The sequence below is a fragment of the Streptomyces sp. AC602_WCS936 genome (assembly GCF_019049125.1).
Lineage (GTDB): Bacteria > Actinomycetota > Actinomycetes > Streptomycetales > Streptomycetaceae > Streptomyces.
This window is the reverse complement of sequence record NZ_JAGMUF010000129.1, coordinates 191,747-208,382: the sequence shown is the minus strand read 5'-3', so window position 1 is coordinate 208,382 and position 16,636 is coordinate 191,747. Positions and strand designations below refer to the sequence as shown.

Here is a 16,636-nt window from a genome sequence, read left to right as displayed (position 1 = left end):
GAGACGGTGTCGATGTCGGCGTTGCCGGTGGTGATGGCGGCCTGGTTGAGTTTGGGTACGGCGTCGGCGGTGACTTGGTCGCTCTGTCCGCCCTTGGGCGCCTGTACGGCCTCGGCTCCCGTGATCTTTCCGCCGCTGACAGTGACCCGGACCTGCACGGGCCCGTACTGGGTCTGGGCGACGGCACCGGTGAGCGTCCGCGTGTCCGGGGCGCCGCCGCCCGGGTCCTGGTCGCCTGCGGCCGCCCCGGCCTTCACCTTGTCCAGTGCGGACTGGAGTGACTGCTTGTATCCGGCGCTGGTGTAGGTGGCGCCGGAGACGGTGTCGATGTCGGCGTTGCCGGTGGTGATGGCGGCCTGGTTGAGTTTGGGTACGGCGTCGGCGGTGACTTGGTCGCTCTGTCCGCCCTTGGGTGCCTGTACGGCCTCGGCTCCCGTGATCTTTCCGCCGCTGACAGTGAGCCGGACCTGCACGGGCCCGTACTGGGTACTGGCCGCTTCACCCGTCACCGTGCCGGCACCGGCACCGCGCCCGCCCTGCGGCGACTGCGCGGCCACCGGCGGGGCCGCGCCGCCCGCCGCCGAGGCGGAGCCCGGGTCGGACGCCGGTTTCAGCGACAGCAGCAGCACGATCCCGGACACGGTGGCGGCACCGGCGAGCACGGCACGCCGAACGGGGTGGCTTTTCCTCATCTGTCCTGGACTCCTGATGTCCGTCGCTCACATCTCGAACGACTCGTGATGGATACGGCGGGCGGGGACCCCCGCGCCGCGCAGTGCCTCGTACACCGACTGGGCGAAGCCGGGCGGCCCGCACAGGAAGACGTCGTGACGCTCGACGCCCGGGACCTTGCGGCTCAGGGTCTCCGCGGAGATGTCGGGGCGCTCCCCGTCGGGGCTGTTCACCGCGTACATCAGCCGGGCCCCGCGCTCCTCGGCGATCCCGGCGAGCTCGTCCCACAGGGCCAGGTCCTGGGTGCTGTTGGCCCGGTAGAGCAGCGTGATGTCGCCGGACGCGCCGGGCAGTGTCTCGAAGAGCGCCCGCATCGGTGTGATGCCGACCCCGCCCGCCACCAGCAGTACCTTGCCGCGGCTGCGGCGCTGGGCGGTCAGGGCGCCGTACGGACCCTCCGCCCACACCCGGGTGCCGGGCTCCAGCTCGCGCAGCCGGGCGCTGTGGTCGCCGATCGCCTTCACGGTGATCCGCAGCATGTCCGGGCGCGGCGCCGCCGACAGCGAGTACGGGTGCGAGCTGAACCGCATCCCCGGCGCCAGGAACCGCCAGCGGAAGAACTGCCCGGCCTCCGCGCCCATCCGGTGCAGCCGGCGCCCGCCGATCAGCACCGACACGATGCCGGGCGTCTCCTCGATCACCGCCTCGACCCGCATCCGGTGCCGCAGGTTGAGGCGCAGGGGAGTCAGGATCCGGTACCAGAGGACGAGCGCGGTCACCGCCCCGTACAGCGCGTACCAGACGGTCTTGGCGACCGGCTCGACGGCGAAGTCGTTGCCGGTGGTCAGCTGGTGCCAGAAGGTCAGGAACACCGCCGCGTAGGTGAGCAGGTGCACGTGGTACCAGGCGTCGTACGGGATGCGGCGGCGGACCGGGCCGGCGGACAGCAGGCCGATGAGCACCAGCAGGCCGGTGCCGACGGCGGCCTTGCCCATGTCCGGCAGCTGGTTCACCGAGTCGACCGTCTGCTGCACGACGGCGCCCAGGCCGTTGCCCGCCTGGGCGGCGTAACCCCACATGATCAGGAAGACGTGGGCGAGGATCAGACAGAGGGTGTAGCGGCCGGTCATGGCGTGCCAGCGGGCGACCCGGTCCGAGCCCACCCGCCGCTCCAGCGCCGGCACACGCGCCATCTGGAGCACCACCAGCGCCATCAGGTACCCGGCGAGCAGCCCGGTGATCCGGCCCGCGCCCAGGATCATGCCGGTCCGGTCGGAGATGGCGGGCGTGTTGCGCCACCACAGCCACAACACGCCCGCCGCGCCCGCCCATACGGCGAGCAGCAGGGGGACGGCGGGGGAGCGGCGCGGACGGATGCGCCGCATCGTCTGACGGCGGGCGGCACGGCCGCCGGCGAGCGTGGTGGTCACGGTTCCTCCGTGGGACTCGGCCCTTGGCCCACAGATACGCGCCGTGCCGGCCGAGCGTTCAGCGTCCGCCGGTCCCGTTGCCGCCGTTCAGTACCGGGTGATCGCCGTAGCCCCGCCCCGGGTGCCGATCGCGATGTGCGGCCGCTGAGCCGGCTCGGCCCACCGCAGGATCCGCCGCATCGCCTCGCGCGGCACCGACACGCAGCCCGCAGTCGCCCCCCGCCCGTCGACGTGCAGGAAGATGCCCGCGCCGCGGCCGCGCACCGGGCGGTGGTAGTTGAAGCCGACGACCAGGGCGTGCGCGTACTGCTCTCGGTAGGTGATCAGATGCTCGGCCTCGGTGGCGCGGCAGTCGGCGGGGCGGGGTTCGGTCCAGCGGTTGTAGGCGCGGGAGGCGTTGTCCTGGCACCACCAGGAGTCCTGGCGCACCGGGCGGTACCGGTACTCCGTCCCGCGCGGCGCGGGCTCGATGCCGAAGGCGTACGGGAGGTCGTACAGGCCGGTCGGGGTGGTGTTCGTGCCCTGCTCGCGCGTCGCCCCGTCGGTGAGGCCGCCCGCACCGAAGCGGGCGGGTGCGGAACCGGCCTCCACCCACCGGCCGCCCGCGCCTCCCCTGCGGTCCCACCAGGTGACCCGGCCCTCGGTCGAACCGGTGCCGGGCGCGACAGCGGTGATCAGCTGGGTGCCGCCGCCGGTGTCCGCCATCCTGGCCGGCAGCGGCCGGGGGGCCGGACCGCCCCCGAGGGTGAGGAGGGAGGCGGAGACGAGGACGGCGACGACACCGGGGCGCATGGCTCAGACGCTAGACGGGGGCAGCGGCAACGGCAGCCCGGGAAGGCCGTCCATGCTCGTCGCGATGTGCTCCTTCTTGGTGAAGTACGCGCTGAGCGAGGCGTCGTCCTCGCGGGCGAAACGCTTGCCGTGCAGATCGCGGTCCGACTCGTACGCCATGAAGGGGACGCCGTAGCCGCAGGTGTCCCGGACCAGTTCGGCGGTCACGACGATGACGGCGCGCAGCCCGTGCTCGCTCGGGTCGATGTCAGGGAAGTGGGCGAGCAGCTCAGGGAAGCGGGGGTCGTCGCGGAAGACCGGCTCGCCGCGGCCGTGCACCCGGACGATGTTCGGCGGCCCCTGGAAGGCGCACCACATCAGGGTGATCCGCCCGTTCTCACGCAGGTGGGCGATGGTCTCGGCGTTGGAGCCGGCGAAGTCGAGGTAGGCCACGGTCAGTTCGTCGAGGACGGCGAAGCTGCCCGTGAGGCCCTTGGGGGAGAGGTTGACCGTGCCGTCGCCGGCCAGGGGAGCGGTGGCGGTGAAGAAGACGGGCTGCGCCTCTATGAAGGTGCGGAGTCTGCCGTCGATGCGTTCGTAAGTCTTTCCCATGTCTAACGATTATGAGGGTGCGAGGCGCGGTGCGTGGTGCCGACCTGCGAAATTGACGAATCATGCAGAGTTCTGCATACTCATGCATAACACTGACCGTACGGTGAGGAGCGACCCAAGTGAGCAGCAACAGCGGTGACGTCCGGCTCTGGGGCGGCCGTTTCGCCGACGGTCCCGCCGAGGCGCTGGCGAAGCTGTCCGCGTCCGTCCACTTCGACTGGCGGCTCGCGCCCTACGACATCGCCGGCTCGCGTGCCCACGCGCGCGTGCTGCACAAGGCCGGGCTGCTCACCGAGGACGAGCTCACCCGGATGATCGCCGGGCTCGACCGGCTGGAGTCCGACGTCGCCGACGGCTCCTTCACCGGGACCATCGCCGACGAGGACGTCCACACCGCCCTGGAGCGCGGGCTGCTGGAGCGGCTCGGCCCCGACCTCGGCGGCAAGCTGCGTGCCGGCCGGTCCCGCAACGACCAGGTGGCGACCCTCTTCCGCATGTACCTGCGGGACCACGCCCGCACCGTCGGCGGGCTGATCGCCGACCTCCAGGACGCGCTGATCGGCCTCGCCGAGGCCCACCCGGACGTGGCGATGCCCGGCCGCACCCACCTCCAGCACGCCCAGCCGGTGCTCTTCGCCCACCACGTCCTCGCCCACGTCCAGGCGCTCGGCCGGGACGCGGAGCGGCTGCGGCAGTGGGACGAGCGCACGGCCGTGTCGCCGTACGGCTCGGGAGCGCTCGCGGGCAGCAGTCTCGGCCTGGACCCGGAGGCCGTCGCCCGGGACCTGGGCTTCGAGCACGGCAGCGCGGGGAACTCCATCGACGGCACGGCCTCCCGCGACTTCGTCGCCGAGTTCGCCTTCATCACCGCGATGATCGGCGTCAACGTCTCCCGGATCGCCGAGGAGATCATCATCTGGAACACGAAGGAGTTCTCCTTCGTCACGCTGCACGACGCCTTCTCCACCGGCTCGTCGATCATGCCGCAGAAGAAGAACCCGGACATCGCCGAGCTGGCCCGCGGCAAGTCCGGCCGCCTCATCGGCAACCTCACCGGCCTGATGGCCACCCTCAAGGCCCTCCCGCTCGCGTACAACCGCGACCTCCAGGAGGACAAGGAGCCGGTCTTCGACTCCATCGACCAGCTGGAGATCCTGCTCCCCGCCTTCACCGGCATGATGGCCACCCTCACCGTGCACCGCGAGCGGATGGAGGAGCTGGCCCCGGCCGGATTCTCGCTCGCCACCGACATCGCCGAGTGGCTGGTGCGGCAGGGCGTGCCGTTCCGTGTCGCGCACGAGGTGGCCGGCGAGTGCGTGAAGGTCGCCGAGGCGGAGGGCAAGGAGCTGGACGAGCTGACCGACGAGCAGTTCGCCAAGATCTCCGAACACCTCACCCCGGAAGTCCGGGACGTCCTCAACGTCCCGGGTGCCCTCGCCTCCCGCAACGGGCGCGGCGGTACGGCGCCCAGCGCGGTCGCCGTGCAGCTCGCCGAGGTGAAGGAAGACGTGGCGGCCCAGCACACGTGGGCGGACGCCAAGAAGTAGCAGCCGGTGTGCCCGGAGGGCATCGCGGTTACGTTGGTCAACAGCTCAGCAGCTGCAACAGCTTCAGCAGTCGACCGAACGGAGCCCGCGATGCCCTTCGCCCGCCTGGCCGCGGCGACCACCCCCACCTGCCACATCGGACTGGGTCTCGCCGCCGTCGGCCGCCCCGGCTACATCAACCTCGGCCGTGACCGTGACCTGCCGGCCGACCGCACCGTCGAGGCGATGCGCGAGCGCACCCACGACCTCCTCGACGCCGCCTACGCCCAGGGCGTGCGCTACTTCGACGCCGCCCGCTCCTACGGCCGCTCGGAGGAGTTCCTGGCCGGCTGGCTCCAGGACCGCCCGGACATCGACGACGTCGTCGTCGGCAGCAAGTGGGGCTACACCTACACGGCCGACTGGTCCGCCGACGCCGACCGGCACGAGGTCAAGGACCACGGCGCCGCCACGTACGAGCGCCAGCGCGCCGAGACCGACGCCCTGCTCGGCGACCGGCTCGACCTCTACCAGATCCACTCGCTCACCCCCGACAGCCCGGCCCTCACCGACAAGGACCTGCACGCGAAGCTGGCCGAGGCCGCCGCGCGGGGCGTCACCGTCGGCTTCTCCACCAGCGGCCCCGCCCAGGCCGACGCCATCCGCGCCGCGCTCGCCGTGACCGTCGACGGCGAACCCCTCTTCCGCACCGTGCAGTCGACGTACAACATCCTGGAGACCTCGGCCGGGCCCGCGCTCGACGAGGCACACGACGCGGGGCTCACCGTGATCGTCAAGGAGGGCATGGCCAACGGCCGCCTCGCGGAGCCGCACGCGCCCTACGCGCTGAAGGCCGTGGCCGAGGAGACGACCCTCGGCTGCGACGCGGTCGCCCTCGCGCTGGTCCTGCGCCAGCCCTGGGCCGGCCTCGTCCTCTCCGGAGCCGCGACGGTCAACCAGCTCGGGTCCAACCTGCACGCCGCCGTGGTCGACCTCGACGACGACCAGGTGGCCCGCCTGGACGCGCTCGTCGAGGACCCGCGCGCCTACTGGGAGCGGCGCGGGCAACTGCCCTGGCACTGAGCTCCCTCCGTTCGCGTGACTGACCGTGAGAGGTGAGTCACGCATGCCCAGTGTGAGACATAGATGTCTCATATGGGTTATGGTTGTCTCATGGCCGTCGATCGTGAACAGGTACTGCGCAGCGCCGCGGCCCTGCTGACCCGGAAATCCACCGCGACCATGGACGAGGTCGCGCGGGCCGCCGGACTCAGCCGGGCCACGCTGCACCGGCACTTCGCCGGACGCGACGCCCTCGTCCGGGCGCTGGAAGACCTCGGCATCGCCGAGTGCGAGGCGGCCCTGGAGGCGGCCCGTCCGGACGACGGGCCGGCGGCCGACGCGGTGCGCCGGCTCGTGCGCGGCATCGAGCCCTCCGCCGCGCTGCTCGCCTTTCTGTACACGGAGAACCAGCTGTTCGAGGGCGAGGAGCAGAACGAGGGCTGGGCCCGCATCGACGCCCGGCTCACCGACCTGTTCCGCCGGGGCCAGGAGAGCGGTGAGTTCCGCATCGACCTCACCCCGGCCTGGCTCACCGAGGCTCTGTACGGCCTGCTGGGCGCCGCCGCGTGGGCGGTGGCCGAGGGCCGCGTGGCCCGCAACGACTTCAACCACATGATCGCCGAGCTGCTGCTCGGCGGCGCACTTCGGAGAGAGTGAACCATGACCCGCACCCCGCAGTCGGCGCAGACGACCGAGGCGGTGAAGCGCCCCGGCCGCTGGCTGGCGCTGTCCGTCCTCGTGCTGGCCGTACTGCTGGTGGCCGTCGACGCGACCGTGCTCGGTCTCGCGACCCCCTACATCAGTGAGGACCTCGCCCCCTCCAGCACCCAGCTGCTGTGGATCGGCGACGTCTACTCCTTCGTCATCGCCGGTCTGCTCGTCTCCATGGGCAGCCTCGGCGACCGGATCGGCCGCAAGCGGATCCTGCTCATCGGCGCCACGGCGTTCGGCTTGATCTCCGTCCTCAACGCCTACGCGCACACCCCCGAGCTGATGATCGTCGCCCGGGCCCTGCTCGGCGTCGCGGGCGCCACCCTGATGCCCGCCACCCTCGCGCTGATCCGCAACCTCTTCCACGACCCGCGCGAACGCAGTCTCGCCGTCGGCATCTGGGGCGCCGCGGCCTCGGCCGGCGCGGCGGTCGGCCCGGTCGTCGGAGGCTTCCTGCTGGAGCACTTCTGGTGGGGCTCGGTCTTCCTGATCAACCTGCCCGTGATGGCCGTCCTGGTCCTCGTCGGCATCAAGCTGCTGCCGGAGTCGCGCAATCCGAACCCCGGCCCGTGGGACCTGCTCAGCGTCGTCCTCTCCCTCGTCGGCATGGTCGGTGTCGTGTACGCCGTCAAGGAGGCCGCCGCGCACGGGTTCGCGTGGGCCACGCTCGCCGCGGGCCTGCTGGGCGCCGCCGCGCTCTACGGCTTCGTCCGCCGTCAGCTGACCATGCCGACCCCGCTGCTCGACATGCGGCTGTTCCGCAGCCGGGGCTTCAGCGGCGCGGTCCTGGCCGACCTGCTGACCATCCTCGGCCTGTCCGGGCTGGTGTTCTTCCTCTCCCAGTACCTGCAACTCGTCCAGGGCAGGCGCCCGTTCGAGGCGGGCCTGGCCGAGCTGCCCGCCGCGATCGGTGCGGTGGTGGCGGGTCTGCTCGCCGGTCGCGCGGCCCGGCGCTTCTCGGTCCGCGCGACCGTCTCCGGCGGACTGGCCGCCGTCGGTCTGGCGCTGGCCGCGCTGACCGTCATCGGCCAGCACACCGGGTACCCGCTGCTCGGTGCCGTCCTGCTGGTGGTCGGCGTCGGCGCCGGACTCTCCTTCACCGTCACCGCCGACGTGATCCTCTCCAGCGTGCCCAAGGAGCAGGCGGGCGCCGCCTCCGCGGTCTCCGAGACGGCCTACGAACTCGGCGCCGCCCTCGGCATCGCCGTGCTCGGCTCCATCGTGACCGGCGTGTACCGCGACTTCACCGGCCCGGCCGGCACCCCGGCCGCGGCCCACGAGTCACTGGGCGGCGCGGTGGAGGTCGCCGCCCACCTGCCGGCCCCGTCGGCCGAGGCCCTGCTGGACGCCGCCCGTCAGGCCTTCGTCGACGGCCTGACGCTCGCGGCGGGCGTCGGCGCGGCGGTGCTGCTGGCCGCCGCGGGAGCCGCCTGGTTCCTGCTGCGGGGCCAGCGCCTGGAGGACGGGGTGGAACACCCGTAGCCGTACGGCGGCCTCAGGGCCGAACACGTGGACGGCGGGCCGCTCACCGAGCGGCCCGCCCTCCACGTACGCACGTTCCGCGGCGTTACGCCGCCTTCGCCTTGCTCGCGTACATGTCCACGTACTCCTGGCCGGACAGCTGCATGACCTCGGTCATCACGGAGTCGGTCACGGCCCGCAGGACGTAGCGGTCGCGGTCCATGCCCTCGTAGCGGGAGAACTCCATCGCCTCACCGAAGCGGACGGTGACCTTGCCCGGCCGGGGCAGGCCCGCGCCGCCCGGCTGAAGCTTGTCGGTGCCGATCATGGCGAACGGGACGACGGGGGCCCCGGTCATCAGGGTCAGCCGCGCGATGCCGGTGCGGCCCCGGTAGAGGCGGCCGTCGGGGGAGCGGGTGCCCTCCGGGTAGATGCCGAAGATCCTGCCCTCCTCCAGCACCCGGCGGCCGGTCATCAGCGCCGCGACCCCGCCCCGGCCGCCGTCGCGGTCGACCGGGATCATGCCGACGCCGGTGAAGAACCAGGCCATCAGTCGGCCCTTGAAGCCCTTGCCGGTGACGTACTCGTCCTTGCCGACGAAGACGACCTGCCGGTCGCAGACCAGCGGGAGGATCATCGAGTCGATGAAGGTGAGGTGGTTGCCGGCCAGGATCACCGGGCCGTCGCCCGGGATGTTCTCCACACCCTCCACCCGTGGGCGGAACATCAGGCGCATGATCGGACCGAGCACTGCCTTGATGAGCGCGAAGCGGGACAACGGGTCCTCCGGTGTCGGGGATGCGGTATGAGTCTGTGCAGGTGAGGACATTACTCGCGGCGCGGGGGGTCGCGCACGTCGGGTCACCCGGACCTTACGCACTGTTGACATGCGTTCACCTGCGGTGCAGGGGCGTTTCGCGGAGGTGACGGCAGCCCGGGATGTGAGACAGCTCGCGTCCAGGGGGCCGGTGAGGCACCGCCACGGCGAAACGCGCGGCCACCGACCGCGTACCCCGGCCGGCCGCTCCGAAGCCGACGGTACGTCACCCGTCCCGCCCCACCGACCACTCCACGCCCGTACGACATCCCGACGCACCCGCGTGTTCCCGCCGCGGTCTCCCACTCGTCATGTACGCGCCCTTACGATCGGCCCGCACCGACGGTCAACGACAGGAGGCCCTGATGGGAACACAGGAGTCGGACGAGCAGACGGGCGGCACCGGACGGCGGGCGCTCCTCGGGGCGGCGGTGCTCGGCGCGGGCGGAGCCGTACTCGGCCTGCCCGGCACGGCGAGAGCCGACGGCTCCCGGCACGGCGGAGGGCGCGGCGGCGGCGTCAGGAGCCTGCCCGTCCCGACGGTCATCGGCCACCGCGGCGCCAGCGGCTACCGCCCCGAGCACACCTTCGGCGCCTACGAACTCGCCCTCGACATGGGCGCCGACATCGTAGAGGCCGGCGACCTGGTCCCCACCAAGGACGGTCACCTGGTCTGCCGGCACGAGCCGGAGATCGGCGGCACCACGGACGTCGCCGACCACCCCGAGTTCGCCGACCGCAGGCGCACCAAGTCGCTCGACGGCGTCTCCGTCACCGGTTGGTTCACCGAGGACTTCACGCTCGCCGAGCTGAAGACCCTCCGCGCCACCGAGCGCATCCCGGCCAACCGCCCGCACAACACCCTCTACGACGGCCGCTGGGAGATCCCCACCTTCGAAGAGGTGCTGCGCTGGCAGAACGAGCAGACCCGCAAGCGCGGCAAGCAGGTCTGGATCTACCCCGAACTCAAGCACCCCACCTACTTCCGGGGGCTGGGCCTGGGTACGGAGGAGCGGCTCGCGCGGCTGCTGCGCAAGTACGGCAAGGACCGGAAGAACTCGCCCGTCATCATCCAGTCCTTCGAGCCCACCAGCATCCAGCGGATGAACCGGCTCGTCCGCAACCCCCTCGCCGTCCTGCTCTCCGGAGCCAAGAGCCGCCCCTGGGACTTCGTCGAGAACGGCGACCCGCGCACGACCGCCGACCTGATCACGCCGAAGGGCCTGAAGGAGATCGCCTCCTACGCGCAGGGCATCGGCCCGACGCTGGACCTGATCATTCCCAAGGACTCCGCCGGGCGGCTCACCGAGCCGACCACCCTGGTCCGCGACGCGCACCGCGCGGGCCTGATCCTGCACCCGTACACGATGCGCAACGAGAACCCCTTCCTGCCCGCCGACTTCCGCAACGGCGGCGACCCCGACGCCTACGGTGACGTGTTCGGCGCGTTCCGCACCTACTTCGCCACCGGCATCGACGGCGTCTTCACCGACCACCCCGACACCGGCGTACTGGCCCGCGAGGACTTCCTCGACGACTGGCTCGTCGACGGCTCTCGTCAACAACTGAGCGTCCGACCCCGGTTGGAGTGACCTTCGGCCGCCCGGGCAACCCACCGCCCGGGCGGCCGCGTCGAACCGCATATGACACCCGACCTGGTCACCGCCCTGCACCCTCTGCTCACCGCCGAGGTCTCGGCCGAGGCATATGCGTCCGGAGCCGAGCCCGGCGACCTGGAACAGGCCGTCTGGCTGCGCCTCCTCGAGCGGCTGGAGGCCGAGGGACCGCCCAGTGACCCCCACGGCTGGCTGCGCAGCGCCGTCCGCACCGAGGCCCGCCGCACCCGCCGTGCCGGCCGCGACGAGCGGCCGTACGACACCGAACCCGCCGGCGCCGCCGAGCACGAGCCGGAACAGCTCGTCCTCGCCGCCGCCCGCCGCCGTGCCCTGCGCGACGCCGTGCGCCGGCTGCCCGGCCGCTGCCCCCGGCTGATCGAGGCACTGCTGTCGCCGAAAGACCTCACATACCGGGAGATCGCGGGGGAGTTGGGTATCTCACAGGGCAGTCTCGGCCCGGAACGTTCCCGATGTCTGGGATGTCTGCGGCGATTGCTGACGCCGGAGGTTGCGGCGCGCTGAGGACGGGGATAGGAGTGGGGGACCACAGCGGATCAGGTGAGCGGGAGGCATGCACACATGGGCATGAGCGTGACCATCTCGGCGGCGACCGGGCAGGATGCCGAGCAGATCTTCCGGCTGCAGTACCTCTGCTTCCAGGGCGAGGCCGCGCTGTACGGCAACTACCGCATCGACCCGCTCGTCCAGACCCTCGACTCCGTGCGCGAGGAGGTCGCCGGTGACTGCGTCTTCGTCGCGCGGCTCGGCGACGAGGTCGTCGGTTCGGTGCGCGGGCGGGTGACCGAGGACGGGGCCGCGTCCATCGGCAAGCTCTGCGTCCACCCCCGCCTCCAGGGGCACGGCATCGGCGCCCGGCTGCTGCGCGCCGCGGAGTCGGCGCTCGCCGAGGAACGCGGCGCCAAGCGCTTCCGCCTGCACACCGGCCACCGCAGCGAGAGCAACCTGCGGCTCTACCGGCGGGTCGGCTACGAGACGGTCGGGACGGCACAGGGCGCGGACGGCGTGCCCATGATCGTCCTGGAGAAGGCGGCCGGGGACTACGCCACCACGGCCTGAGCGGACACCTACTCGGTACGGGCCCGGCGCAGCCAGTACAGGGCCGACAGCGGCAGCAGCACCGGGATGAAGAGGTAGCCCATGCCGAAGTCCGACCACACGGTCGCGTCGGGGAAGGCGGACGGTTCCACCAGGGTCCAGGTGCCGACCGCGAGGACGCCCACCAGCTCGGCGGCGCAGCACACCAGCGCCGCCTTGCGGGCCGTCTCGCCGCCGCGTACCAGGGTGTAGGTGATGAAGCCGTAGACGACGCCCGCGAGTGCCGAGAGCGTGTAGGCGAGCGGTGCCCGGTCGAACTCGGTCGCGATCTGGTACGCGGACCGCGACACCGCGCCGACGACCATCACCCCGTACAGCCACACCAGCAGGATGCCCGGGCCGCCGATCAGCCGCTTGCGGCCCGCCCGCTGCTCCGTCGCCGCCATCTCAGCCTCCCCAGATGTCGAACAGCCGTACTTCCAGGACGGCGAGGACGACGCCGCCGGCGGCGACCGTCACCGAACCCCAGCGGGTGCGCTCGGCCAGCGACATGAAGCCCGCCGCCGGTACACAGGCGAAGGCGCCCAGCAGGTACGCCACGAAGATCGTGGTGCCCTGCTCCGGCTTCTCGCCCCGCGCCAGCAGCACGATCCCCGCGATCAGCTGGATCAGTGCCAGCACCGAGACCACGGCCATGCCGATGAAGTGCCAGTCCTTCGTCGGCTGGTCACGGTAGGCCGCCCAGCCGCACCAGGCGGCGAGCAGCAGCGCGGCGACCCCGGTCACCAGCGTCAGGACGTCAAGCATGGCAGCGACCCTATTACGCCCCAAAAGCCTCGCCGCCCCCGGCCCCGCCCCACACCGGGCCACGGTGGCGTTGACCACAGCCCGCACGCCCGCCGGACGCGGGCCCGGCCCATGGCCGGCGGAGCGGCGGCCTTGTCGGCACTGGTCACCGGAGCCCGAGCAGGTACCTCCGCCCCCGGCCGCCGGCGCGCCGGTGTCCGGTCACCGCCCACGGCTGTCCAGCATCCGGACAGCCGTCTCCGGTCAGGACCGTACGTCTGCTTTACTGATCGCATGAGCACGACGAGCGACCGCACCCCTGCGACCGAGGCGACGATGACGCCCGGTGCTCGTTGTATGTGCCGAATGTGCGCCTTCTAGAGGGCCCCTGCACCACCTGAGCCTCGCGCCCCGAAGCGAGCGCCGCCCGAGTCCGCCCACGCGCCCCGCGCCCGCGGCCGGGCCACGCCCCGCGCACACGTTTCTCCCCGGTTCACCGCCACCGCGCATCGCCACCGCGAGAACCGTGCCGCGTTCCGAAGGTCCCCAGAACCCCGAAGAACAACGCCCCCGTGCCCGGCGCACACCAGAGCGCCGCGCACTCGACAGTGACGGAAACCCACGTGATCACCACATCGGGCCTGACCAAGGTCTACCGCTCCCGCGGCCGCGAGGTCACCGCCCTGGACGGCGTCGACCTGCACGTCCGCGAGGGCGAGGTGTACGGCGTCATCGGCCAGTCCGGCGCCGGCAAGTCCTCGCTCATCCGCTGCGTCAACCTCCTGGAGCGCCCCACCGCCGGCACGGTCACCGTCGCCGGCCAGGACCTCACCGCGCTGGCGGGCCGCGGCCCCCGCGCCGGCCGGGAACTGCGTCAGGCGCGCAGCCGTATCGGCATGGTCTTCCAGCACTTCAACCTGCTCTCCTCCCGGACCGTGCAGGACAACGTCGAACTGCCGCTGGAGATCCTCGGCAAGACCGGGAAGGAACGTTCCCGCAAGGCGCTCGAACTCCTCGACCTGGTCGGCCTCGCCGACAAGGCCAAGGCGTACCCCGCCCAGCTCTCCGGCGGCCAGAAGCAGCGCGTCGGCATCGCCCGCGCCCTGGCCGGCGACCCCAAGGTGCTGCTCTCCGACGAGGCCACCAGCGCCCTCGACCCGGAGACCACCCGCTCCATCCTCCAGCTGCTGCGCGACCTCAACCGGCAGCTCGGACTGACCGTCCTGCTCATCACCCATGAGATGGACGTCGTCAAGAGCATCTGCGACTCGGCCGCCCTCATGGAGAAGGGGCGCATCGTCGAGTCCGGCACCGTGAGCGACCTGCTCGCGACGCCCGGCTCCGAACTGGCCGCCGCCCTCTTCCCGGTCGGCGGCGACGCGTCCGGGGACGACCGCACCGTCGTCGACGTCACCTTCCACGGCGAGGCCGCCACCCAGCCGGTCATCTCCCAGCTGTCCCGCACCTACAACATCGACATATCGATCCTGGGTGCCGCCATCGACACCGTCGGCGGGCTCCAGGTCGGCCGCATGCGCATCGAACTGCCCGGCCGCTACGAGGACAACGTCGTGCCCGTCGGCTTCCTGCGCGAGCAGGGCCTCCAGATCGACGTGGTGGACGGCGACACGGCGAACGAGGACCAGCCGCTGCTGGTGAAGGAAGGTGCCAAGTGACCTGGTCCGAGATGCAGCCCCTGCTGGAGCAGGCCTGTCAGGAGACCCTGATCATGGTCGGCTGGTCCACCCTGATCGCGATCGTCGGCGGACTCCCGCTCGGCATCCTGCTCGTCCTCACCGACAAGGGCGGGCTGCTCCAGAACACCGTGGTGAACAAGGTCATCGGCCAGATCGTGAACATCGGCCGCTCGCTGCCGTTCATCATCCTCATGGTCGCCCTGATGAACTTCACCCGCTGGGTCACCGGCACCACCATCGGCAGCGAGGCCGCGATCGTGCCGCTCGCCATCGGCGGCATCCCGTTCTTCGCGCGCCTGGTCGAGACGGCCGTCCGCGAGGTCGACGGCGGCCTGGTCGAGGCCGTCCAGGCCATGGGCGGCAACACCTGGACCGTGGTCCGCAAGGTCCTGGTGCCCGAGGCGCTGCCGTCGCTGATCGCCAGCACCACGACCACGGTCATCGCCCTCATCGGATACTCCGCCATGGCCGGCACCGTCGGCGGCGGCGGCCTCGGCGACCTCGCCGTCCGCTACGGCTACAACCGCTTCGAGTCCGGCCTGATGTGGGTCACCGTCGCGATCCTCGCCGTCGCCATCTCGCTCATCCAGTTCGCCGGCGACGCCGCCGCCCGCGCCCTGCACCGCCGCGGCGGACGCTCCGGCGCCACACCCCGGCTGCGGCTGCTCAAGGCCAAGGAGCCCGCCACGGCCGACGTCGGCAAGGTCGCGTAGCGCGCCTCGGCCTCCCAAGACTCCCCGCCGAACACAGGGCGGGGTCGCACCACCTGAAGGAAAGGCACTTTTCGTGCGTAACACCGCCAAGATCACCACCGCCGTCCTCGCCACCGGAGCCCTCACCCTCGGGCTGACCGCCTGCGGCTCGGACAAGGACGCCGCCTCCGACACCTCCGGACCGCTGGTCGTCGCCGCCAGCCCCGTCCCGCACGCCGAGATCCTCAACTACGTCAAGGACAACCTGGCGCAGAAGGCCGGCCTCGAACTGGAGGTCAAGGAGGTCACCGACTACGTCACGCCGAACACCTCCACGGAGGACGGCTCGGTGGACGCCAACTTCTTCCAGACCACCCCGTACCTCGACGACTTCAACAAGAAGCGCGGCACCCACATCGTGTCCGTCGTCGACGTGCACCTGGAGCCCCTCGGCCTGTACTCCAACAAGGTCGACAAGGCCGCGGACCTGAAGAGCGGTGCGACCGTCGCCGTCCCCAACGACACCGTCAACGAGGGCCGCGCCCTGCAGCTGCTGGCCGCGAACGGGCTCATCACCCTCAAGGACGGCGTCGGCACCACGGCGACCCCGGCGGACATCACCGAGAACCCGAAGAACCTCAAGTTCAAGGAGCTGGAGGCGGCCACCACGCCGCGCTCCCTGAACGACGTCGACGCCGCGGTGGTCAACGGCAACTACGCCATCGAGGCCGACCTCAAGCCGGCGAAGGACGCCCTCGTCCTGGAGTCCGCCAAGGACAACCCGAACAACAACCTCCTCGCCGTCAAGGAGGGCAACGAGGACGACCCGCGGGTGAAGAAGCTCGCGAAGCTCCTCACCTCGCCCGAGGTGAAGAAGTTCATCGAGGACAAGTACGACGGCGCCGTGCTGCCCTCGTTCTGATCCCCTCCGCACACCACGGGGGCCGCTCCGCCGGAGCGGCCCCCGTGGTGTGGTTGAGTGCTTACATGCTGCATGCTGGGCAGTTCGAGCAGGCCCTGACGGTTACACAGGTTACGGAGCGGCGCATGACGAGCACCTTCCCCAACATCTCCATCAGCACGGAGCGGTTGGTGCTGCGCCCCCTCGACGAGGACGACGTCCCCGCCCTCACCGCCATGATGAACGACGAGCAGGTCGCCGCCTGGACCCACGTCCCGCAGCCCTTCACCGAGCAGGCCGCCCGCACCTGGATCGGCGAGTACGCCCCCGCCGAGCGCACGGCGGGCCGGGGACTCGACCTGGCCGTCACCGAGTTCCTCACCCAGCGGCTGGTCGGCGTCATCCAGCTCACCAAGACCAACTGGCACGTGCGGTCCACCGAACTGTCGTACATCGTCGCCCCCTGGGCGCGCGGCGAGGGCTACGCGTCCGAGGCGGCGCTCGCCACCGCCCAGTGGCTCTTCGGCGACCAGAAGTTCGAGCGCGTGGAGCTGCGCACGGCCGCCGGCAACACCGCCTCCCAGCAGGTCGCCCAGAAGATCGGCTGCATCAGCGAGGGCGTCCTGCGCAACGCCTGCATAGCCCGCGTCCGCACCGACGACGAGGTGTGGACGGACGTACGCACCGACTTCATCGTGTGGAGCCTGCTGCCCGAGGACCTCGAGGGGGCGGCCGGGCCGCTGACCGACGACAGCGGTTTCAGCACCTTCACCGACTGGAACTGATCCATGGGCCGGCGGCGCCGACACCCCGCCCAGGGGCCGCG

Annotated in this window: 18 protein-coding genes; 11 read left to right on the top strand and 7 right to left on the bottom strand. The window is 71.5% G+C overall.

All coding sequences use genetic code 11. The annotated features are described in order from the left end of the window. The 4 genes from KUM03_RS35765 to KUM03_RS35750 form a co-directional block, all read right to left on the bottom strand. Positions 1-692 (bottom strand): FMN-binding protein (locus KUM03_RS35765; RefSeq protein ID WP_254400395.1); only part of this gene is annotated, 692 nt, incomplete at its 3' end. A 27-nt stretch (positions 693-719) separates the two neighbouring features. Beyond that, positions 720-2,102 carry a ferric reductase-like transmembrane domain-containing protein gene (locus KUM03_RS35760; protein WP_217254718.1) on the bottom strand — a complete coding sequence of 461 codons (1,383 nt, stop codon included), beginning with the start codon at positions 2,100-2,102 and terminating at the stop codon, positions 720-722. An 87-nt stretch (positions 2,103-2,189) separates the two neighbouring features. Next, positions 2,190-2,894 (bottom strand): L,D-transpeptidase, encoded by a 705-nt coding sequence (locus tag KUM03_RS35755; RefSeq protein ID WP_217254717.1) that lies wholly within the window; start codon positions 2,892-2,894, stop codon positions 2,190-2,192. A 3-nt stretch (positions 2,895-2,897) separates the two neighbouring features. Next, positions 2,898-3,485 (bottom strand): pyridoxamine 5'-phosphate oxidase family protein, encoded by a 588-nt coding sequence (locus KUM03_RS35750; protein ID WP_217254716.1) that lies wholly within the window; start codon positions 3,483-3,485, stop codon positions 2,898-2,900. A 119-nt stretch (positions 3,486-3,604) separates the two neighbouring features. On the opposite strand from KUM03_RS35750, the gene argH reads away from it, so the two are divergent. From argH to KUM03_RS35730, 4 genes are all read left to right on the top strand, one after another. Continuing rightward, the gene (gene argH, locus KUM03_RS35745) at positions 3,605-5,032 is read left to right on the top strand and encodes an argininosuccinate lyase (RefSeq protein ID WP_217254715.1); all 1,428 of its coding nucleotides are present in this window, start codon (positions 3,605-3,607) and stop codon (positions 5,030-5,032) included. A gap of 90 nt (positions 5,033-5,122) precedes the next feature. Next, entirely contained in the window at positions 5,123-6,094 is a 972-nt protein-coding gene (locus tag KUM03_RS35740) for an aldo/keto reductase (protein ID WP_217254714.1), read from the top strand. Between the two features lie 90 nt (positions 6,095-6,184). Beyond that, entirely contained in the window at positions 6,185-6,730 is a 546-nt protein-coding gene (locus KUM03_RS35735) for a TetR/AcrR family transcriptional regulator (protein WP_254400349.1), read from the top strand. A 3-nt stretch (positions 6,731-6,733) separates the two neighbouring features. Further along, positions 6,734-8,266 carry an MFS transporter gene (locus tag KUM03_RS35730; RefSeq protein ID WP_217254712.1) on the top strand — a complete coding sequence of 511 codons (1,533 nt, stop codon included), beginning with the start codon at positions 6,734-6,736 and terminating at the stop codon, positions 8,264-8,266. A gap of 85 nt (positions 8,267-8,351) precedes the next feature. Here the strand turns inward: KUM03_RS35730 and KUM03_RS35725 are convergent, their stop codons facing one another. Beyond that, positions 8,352-9,023, bottom strand: a complete 672-nt coding sequence (locus KUM03_RS35725) for a 1-acyl-sn-glycerol-3-phosphate acyltransferase (protein WP_217254711.1) — start codon at positions 9,021-9,023, stop codon at positions 8,352-8,354. A gap of 404 nt (positions 9,024-9,427) precedes the next feature. Here KUM03_RS35725 and KUM03_RS35720 point away from each other — a divergent pair, with 404 nt between their 5' ends. Genes KUM03_RS35720 through KUM03_RS35710 form a run of 3 tightly spaced genes read left to right on the top strand, consistent with a single transcriptional unit; the run spans position 9,428 to position 11,755 of the window. After that, a complete protein-coding gene (locus KUM03_RS35720) occupies positions 9,428-10,654 on the top strand; it encodes a glycerophosphodiester phosphodiesterase (RefSeq protein WP_217254710.1) in 1,227 nt (408 codons plus the stop codon). Between the two features lie 51 nt (positions 10,655-10,705). Next, entirely contained in the window at positions 10,706-11,200 is a 495-nt protein-coding gene (locus tag KUM03_RS35715) for a sigma-70 family RNA polymerase sigma factor (RefSeq protein ID WP_217254709.1), read from the top strand. Positions 11,201-11,257: 57 nt separating this feature from the next. Beyond that, the gene (locus KUM03_RS35710) at positions 11,258-11,755 is read left to right on the top strand and encodes a GNAT family N-acetyltransferase (RefSeq protein WP_217254708.1); all 498 of its coding nucleotides are present in this window, start codon (positions 11,258-11,260) and stop codon (positions 11,753-11,755) included. A gap of 8 nt (positions 11,756-11,763) precedes the next feature. On the opposite strand, the gene KUM03_RS35705 is transcribed toward KUM03_RS35710, so the two are convergent. Both KUM03_RS35705 and KUM03_RS35700 read right to left on the bottom strand, forming a co-directional pair. Then, positions 11,764-12,180: a hypothetical protein gene (locus tag KUM03_RS35705; RefSeq protein WP_217254707.1), complete on the bottom strand. Its 417-nt coding sequence runs from the start codon at positions 12,178-12,180 to the stop codon at positions 11,764-11,766. Position 12,181: 1 nt separating this feature from the next. Continuing rightward, the gene (locus KUM03_RS35700; protein ID WP_073730866.1) at positions 12,182-12,541 is read right to left on the bottom strand and encodes a hypothetical protein; all 360 of its coding nucleotides are present in this window, start codon (positions 12,539-12,541) and stop codon (positions 12,182-12,184) included. Between the two features lie 602 nt (positions 12,542-13,143). Between KUM03_RS35700 and KUM03_RS35695 the strand changes: the two genes are divergently transcribed. From KUM03_RS35695 to KUM03_RS35680, 4 genes are all read left to right on the top strand, one after another. Then, entirely contained in the window at positions 13,144-14,196 is a 1,053-nt protein-coding gene (locus KUM03_RS35695) for a methionine ABC transporter ATP-binding protein (protein WP_217254706.1), read from the top strand. Further along, positions 14,193-14,930, top strand: a complete 738-nt coding sequence (locus KUM03_RS35690; protein ID WP_217254705.1) for a methionine ABC transporter permease — start codon at positions 14,193-14,195, stop codon at positions 14,928-14,930. Before KUM03_RS35695 ends, KUM03_RS35690 begins: the two co-directional genes overlap by 4 nt. A gap of 73 nt (positions 14,931-15,003) precedes the next feature. Beyond that, on the top strand, positions 15,004-15,831 hold the full coding sequence (locus KUM03_RS35685; RefSeq protein ID WP_217254704.1) for a MetQ/NlpA family ABC transporter substrate-binding protein: 828 nt from the start codon (positions 15,004-15,006) through the stop codon (positions 15,829-15,831). A gap of 125 nt (positions 15,832-15,956) precedes the next feature. Beyond that, positions 15,957-16,595, top strand: coding sequence for a GNAT family N-acetyltransferase (locus KUM03_RS35680; RefSeq protein WP_217254703.1), 639 nt, complete (start codon positions 15,957-15,959; stop codon positions 16,593-16,595). Positions 16,596-16,636: the final 41 nt, after the last annotated feature.